The organism is Hyella patelloides LEGE 07179, from assembly GCF_900659865.1.
In the GTDB taxonomy this organism is placed as follows: domain Bacteria; phylum Cyanobacteriota; class Cyanobacteriia; order Cyanobacteriales; family Xenococcaceae; genus Hyella; species Hyella patelloides.
Genome location: NZ_LR214197.1, coordinates 1 through 3,382 on the forward strand (window position 1 = coordinate 1; position 3,382 = coordinate 3,382).

General features: G+C 40.4%; 4 protein-coding genes and 1 pseudogene. 3 read left to right on the top strand and 2 right to left on the bottom strand.

Annotation, left to right across the window (positions count from 1 at the left end):
- Nucleotides 1–253: 253 nt before the first annotated feature.
- Nucleotides 254–796: a peroxiredoxin family protein gene (locus H1P_RS31995; RefSeq protein WP_144875324.1), complete on the bottom strand. Its 543-nt coding sequence runs from the start codon at nt 794–796 to the stop codon at nt 254–256.
- 364 nt (nt 797–1,160) lie between these two features.
- Here H1P_RS31995 and H1P_RS32000 point away from each other — a divergent pair.
- The 3 genes and pseudogenes from H1P_RS32000 to H1P_RS32010 all read left to right on the top strand — a co-directional run.
- Nucleotides 1,161–1,883: pseudogene (locus tag H1P_RS32000) on the top strand (ABC transporter ATP-binding protein); the annotation flags it as partial.
- A gap of 81 nt (nt 1,884–1,964) precedes the next feature.
- Nucleotides 1,965–2,186 (top strand): AbrB/MazE/SpoVT family DNA-binding domain-containing protein, encoded by a 222-nt coding sequence (locus H1P_RS32005; protein WP_144875328.1) that lies wholly within the window; start codon nt 1,965–1,967, stop codon nt 2,184–2,186.
- Nucleotides 2,183–2,572: a type II toxin-antitoxin system death-on-curing family toxin gene (locus H1P_RS32010; RefSeq protein ID WP_144875330.1), complete on the top strand. Its 390-nt coding sequence runs from the start codon at nt 2,183–2,185 to the stop codon at nt 2,570–2,572. The genes H1P_RS32005 and H1P_RS32010 overlap by 4 nt, the downstream gene beginning before the upstream one ends.
- 86 nt (nt 2,573–2,658) lie before the next feature.
- On the opposite strand, the gene H1P_RS32015 is transcribed toward H1P_RS32010, so the two are convergent.
- On the bottom strand, nt 2,659–3,114 hold the full coding sequence (locus H1P_RS32015; protein ID WP_186376271.1) for a GNAT family N-acetyltransferase: 456 nt from the start codon (nt 3,112–3,114) through the stop codon (nt 2,659–2,661).
- Nucleotides 3,115–3,382 lie beyond the last annotated feature (268 nt).

The window sequence follows — 3,382 nt, forward strand, 5'->3', positions numbered from 1 at the left end:
AAGACCCTAAAGGACTTCCTTCGGTCGCGCAAGGGAACGCGCATCAAGACAGGCTTCGGAGGGGCTGTCTCTTGAATCGCATTCAAGCGGGGCGTTGTCAACACGGGAGTGGAATATGCCGACTGACCGTCGGCATTTCCTCCCGTCATTGTTCTGAAATAAATTCAGAACACAGCCCCTTGAGTTTACATTGTCCTCGAATGGGGATAAGCCCCGTTCGTTGAGGGCGCGGAGTAATCTCTGACTCAAGCCCCTATTTACCTGAAAGCTTATCTAGTTCTCTCAGGATAGTATCTGTCTCTGCATTACCATCTATAAAGGAAAACAGATGTCGGAAAGTGATTCGACCTTCTCTATCCACAATAAACTGAGCGGGTAAAGGTGCGCCGAGAGCCTGTCCGACTCCATAGCGACGAAAAATACTGCAATCTGGATCGTATAAGAAAGGATAAGGCAAGCTGAGTTGGTCAACAATTTGCTGACTTTGAACGGGGTCGGTACTGGCAATCATCAATAATTCGACTCCTCTGTCCTTAAGGTCTTGATAGCGTCCCTTCAAGTCTTGGATGTGAGGATAGCAATAAGGACAAAATAGTTTTTCGGTAAAGATCCGAGTGAATGCCAACACTACAGGTTCTTTCCCTCGGTAGTCTGAAAGCTGCACATCATTCTCACTCCCAACAATTGGCAAACTAAAGTCTGGTGCGGTTGAGCCTACTGTTGGTACTTGAAAAGGAGGCAGGGGAATAAAATTAGAAGCGAAACGGCGGTTGAACAGTCCTGTATTTCCAGTCACAACAAAAAGTTAATTATCAATTCTTTGATCTTTTTTAATTTTACTTAACTTTTGTACAGTTACTCTTTAAAATAAAAGTATTAGTTGAGATGGGAAGCCAACCGCAGGTAAATTTCCACTTCGACTTTTGCCTCACTCCTGTATGATTGTTCGCTCATTACTTTTTCCTCTTACTCCTATCTCTCAAAACTTTTAATATCTCTGCAACTGGGGCTTTCTCATTATTCATTCTGATAATTTTGGCTTCCATCTTCCTTCGTATGTAATCAGAAAACTTAATTAAGCGATCGCTATATTTTTCATAGGCGATCGCCCCCAGCTTCGAGAGAAAACATAGACAAATAGTTTTAGCGATCGCCAGAAGACAAGAGCCGTTTTAGATCAGATTAATTTTACGGTTGAACCTGGCTCATTTGTATGTCTACTAGGTCCTTCTGGTTGTGGCAAGTCAACGGTACTCAATACCATTGCAGGTTTTATCAATCCCACTGAAGGAGCTATTTTGATTGATGAGCAAGCCGTAACGAAACCAGGAGCAGATCGAGGCTTTGTGTTTCAGCAATATTCGTTACTACCTTGGAAAACTACCTCGCAAAATGTTGAATTTGGACTGCGAATAAAAGGCATTGCCAAAGCGAAGCGTCGCGAGTTGGTCAATGAATACTTAAATCGAGTTGGGTTATATAAACATCGTGATTCCTATCCCCACCAACTTTCGGGAGGGATGAAGCAAAGAGCCAGTATCGTCAGAGCTTTGATTAATTCTCCTTCGGTTTTACTGATGGATGAACCTTTTAGTGCCTTAGACGCTCAAACCCGCTACATGATGCAAGAGTTGTTAATGGAGATTTGGAACGATTTTAAAACTACAGTTATTTTCGTAACTCACGATATTGAAGAAGCTGTGTTACTAGGCGATCGCATTTTGGTCATGGGAGTTAATCCAGGGCATATTAAAGAAGATATCGCGATCAATCTTAAACGTCCCCGTCATATCAACGACACTCTAACTCCAGAATTTATTCAAATCAGTCGTCAGGTTTTGGCAACTATTCGCGAGGAAACCTTAAAAAGCATGGAATGCTAAATTGGCGAGCGTGACTGCTATCTTATTTTATTTAGTAATGTTATATAATTTGTTATAACAAAATTGGATTAATTAGAGATCGTGAAATTAAAAGTGACTACTGTCGGCAATTCAACTGGAGTCATATTGCCTAAAGAACTTCTAGAAAAACTAAGGATTAGTAAAGGTGACACGCTTTATGTTACCGAAACTCCCAGAGGAGTTGAGCTTAGTCCTTATGATGAAGAATTTGCCACTCAAATGGAAATTGCAGAAGCTATTATGCGTGAAGATCGAGATGTGCTAAGGAAATTAGCAGAATGATCGCACCTATTTGGGTTGAAGAAGCAGTAGTAATTGCTATTCACCGTCGTCAATTAGCAGAACATGGTGGCAGTGATGGAATTAGAGATCGAGGATTGTTGGAATCAGCATTGTTTAGACCAAAGAATCAATTTGCTTACAGTAATCCAAATCTCTTCGATTTGGCAGCAGCTTATGGATATGGCATTGCTAAGAATCATCCTTTTATTGACGGAAATAAGAGAACATCTTATGTCGTAACGCGAACTTTTCTAAAATTAAATGGCTACGATCTTCGAGCATCAGCAGCGGAAAAATCTAAGATATGGATACGGTTGGCAGATAGTCAGATAAATGAATCCGATCTGGCTAAGTGGATTGAGGAAAAGTCGGTAACAATAATGTAGCGATCGCATTTTAGTCATGGGACAATAGCCGAAGTTAATTTAATCTCATGTTTGATTACGCCGACTCTGAGTTTTAGCGATCGAGTTCACTGAGACGATCTTTCAGAAAATGATTTCTTAGCTGGTAATTGCAAGCGAATGATTGCAAAACCTGTTTGCTCATGGACTTTTTCTTCAATAGGTTCAAAGCCGTATTTTTCATAGAACCTGCGCGCGATCTCATTGGCAGCGAACACCTCCACATAGAGTTCATTTCGTAGCTCTTTAGCCTTATTCATTAGTCCGCTGCCAAAACCTTTTTTGTGATGCTGGGGATGAACGAATATAGCACCTACCTCGTTACCAAGTAGCGAGATAAAACCAACAACACATCCATCCGCTTCAGCAATCCATGTTTCGGCGATAGGTAGATACATCTTGGGAATGTTCTCTCTTTCTAAGGCAAGAAACTCTTTGGTTAAAAAGGGATGAGCAATCTCAGAGGCAGTCATCCAAACGGATAGCAAATCATCTAAATCCTGTTCTTCATACTCCCGAATCATGTTCACCTCAGATGTTTATGTTTTCATCAACTAACTTTGTTTTCAAAGTTTTTCAGCAACTCGCATTATTAAAATCACCAACACCCAATATACAATTAATCTTTCTAGTTTTGGTTTTTCTGTTTTTTATTTACTGCGGAGTGTAATACCAATTTCCTAAAGTCCAGCTACAGATAATGCATCGAGAATGAAATCAAATCCCGTAATGGAAGCGATATCTGCTTGAGTAAATTCAGCTAAGATATTTGCTAGTTTTCTTCTTAAAAAA

What these genes read in the sequence shown, in the direction of transcription:
- H1P_RS32010 (WP_144875330.1), top strand. Translation starts at nt 2,183, where the DNA reads ATGATCGCACCTATTTGGGTTGAAGAAGCAGTAGTAATTGCTATTCAC.
- H1P_RS32015 (WP_186376271.1), bottom strand. Translation starts at nt 3,114, where the DNA reads ATGATTCGGGAGTATGAAGAACAGGATTTAGATGATTTGCTATCCGTT.